The sequence below is a fragment of the Pseudomonas sp. P5_B2 genome, from assembly GCF_056400445.1.
Map to the genome: position 1 here is coordinate 1 of NZ_JBFULH010000705.1, position 1,950 is coordinate 1,950.

General features: G+C 59.0%; 1 pseudogene. It reads right to left on the reverse strand.

The window, feature by feature from the left end:
• Positions 1-1,950: pseudogene (locus AC1DRJ_RS25825) on the reverse strand (virulence plasmid 28 protein); the annotation flags it as partial.

The window sequence follows — 1,950 nt, forward strand, 5'->3', positions numbered from 1 at the left end:
GTGTTCGCCCGTCAGCAGCGTGGCGAGCATTGACGGGCTCAACTCGAGTTGRCTGGCTATCCGGCCGCGCCGTTCCAGCTCCGTAAGCATTTGCAGGAACGAATCCGGCTTATCGAGATTATGCCGCACCCGCGAAGTATCGACGGGTGGCAGTGACATGGCTTCTTTCAAAAAATCATAAGGGTGCCCTTGGGCCCAGGACAACACCTGCGCTGCGAGCAATGAATCCAGCTTCAGGTAGACCGAAATGGCCTCTTCCACCAACACCCGCTGCTGGTCCCGGCAACGCAGCACGATTGTGCGGATGAGAGTTACCAGTCTTTCATTTCCACCCCGGTTCTGCGGAAATTGCCCGTTCACCAAATCCTCAATCACTTTAGTGGCACGCAGCAGATACTGCGCCTCGGTTTCTTCAGCACTCCCCTTCACCAACCCACTTTCGTCCACCAACGGCTCCAGAATTACCAGCCACTTGATGAGCTGCTCACTACTGTTTCGCAGCGGCGTCCCCTCCTCCAGCAAGGTGGCTTGCTCTACCACTACCGACTGCGCCTGACTGTGCAACTGGCGCAACAACTGCTCCTGAGTCTCGGTCCAGACGGTCGGCACATAGACCGGGTTGACGTTTTGCACCAACCACAGTGGCGACAAATCGTAGTCCCGGCACCACTCGGCACAGGTCATCAACCCGCGTACGGCGCTGAGGGCATCCGCACCGTCCGACGAACCATAACTGGACACCGCAGGCTCACCCGCCAATTGCGTCACCAGCCCGCTCCCCGCACTCAGGGTTTGCAGCAGCGACGTCGATTCGATGGGCGTCAGTTTGAACAATCGGCCTACCCACACCAGACGCCAGAAACTGGACAGTATCGCCAGGCTGCGTTTCAGGTGGGTCTTGAGGCCGTAAGCCTCGGCGATCACCGTGGCCAGGTAGCGGTAGGTCTCGAAATTGATTTCCAGCCCGGCACAAATCTGATGCACCGTCTGCTGCTCGGCGGGCGTGCGCGGCACGATCGCAAACTGGGCGTTGTCGATGCGCAACGGCTCCTCATACCCGACCTCCAGGTTGTACACACGGTCAAAGTGCGAGAGTTGCCCGTCCTGGCCATACACCGACAGCACGTCGATGAGCGCTGAGAACTCTTCGGCTTTGCAGCCGTAAGCGGTATTCAACGCCTTGAACAACCCCAGGAAGCGCAGGGTGTTGGGGCGAATCCAGATCGACGGCTCCCCGGTGCCGCGATGCTCGGCATGCATCGCCGCCATCAGCAGTTGATCGACCTGATAACTGGGCAGCTGCAACAGGCGATCCAGGCGGCACTTGCGGTTGATGCGATCCACCCGGTTCTCCTGCGTCTCGGGATAGATCTCACCCACGCCGTACAACTCGAATTGATTCAACCCGACGCCCTTCTCCAGACGGATCGCAGGACTCAGCCCGCCATGGATATACGTAGCGCCGGCATCGACCCCCGTCAACGGCACATCAGGGTTACCCAACGCGGGGGCGTTGGCCGAGAGTTTGGGAGTAAACGCCCCCAGAGCGAACAGGCAATCGACCTGACGCTGGTCAAGGCGCGTTGCGTCTTTGAAAATCCACAGCTTGCGCAAACTTTGCAGATCAAATGCCACGCTACCAAAGTGGACAGGGTAGAAATCGATCCGGGACTGTTGCGGTTGCGGATCGACCAGGCGGGTACGAGGGTCCACTCTGTGCAGGGGTGCCTCGGTCTGCTCGGCATTCAAGGGAAAATACGGATCCTCCAGCAACAACGACAAATGCAACGGACCGATCCCGCTACTCATCTGCAAGGCAGCATCGATGCGTGCCCCTTGGGCGCCGGGGTTCTTGAAATACGGATAATCCAGATCGACGCGACGAATGACGTCCCCCAACACGCCGTTTTTCAGGGCCTTGCCGACGACATGGGTGATACTTTCCCAGTC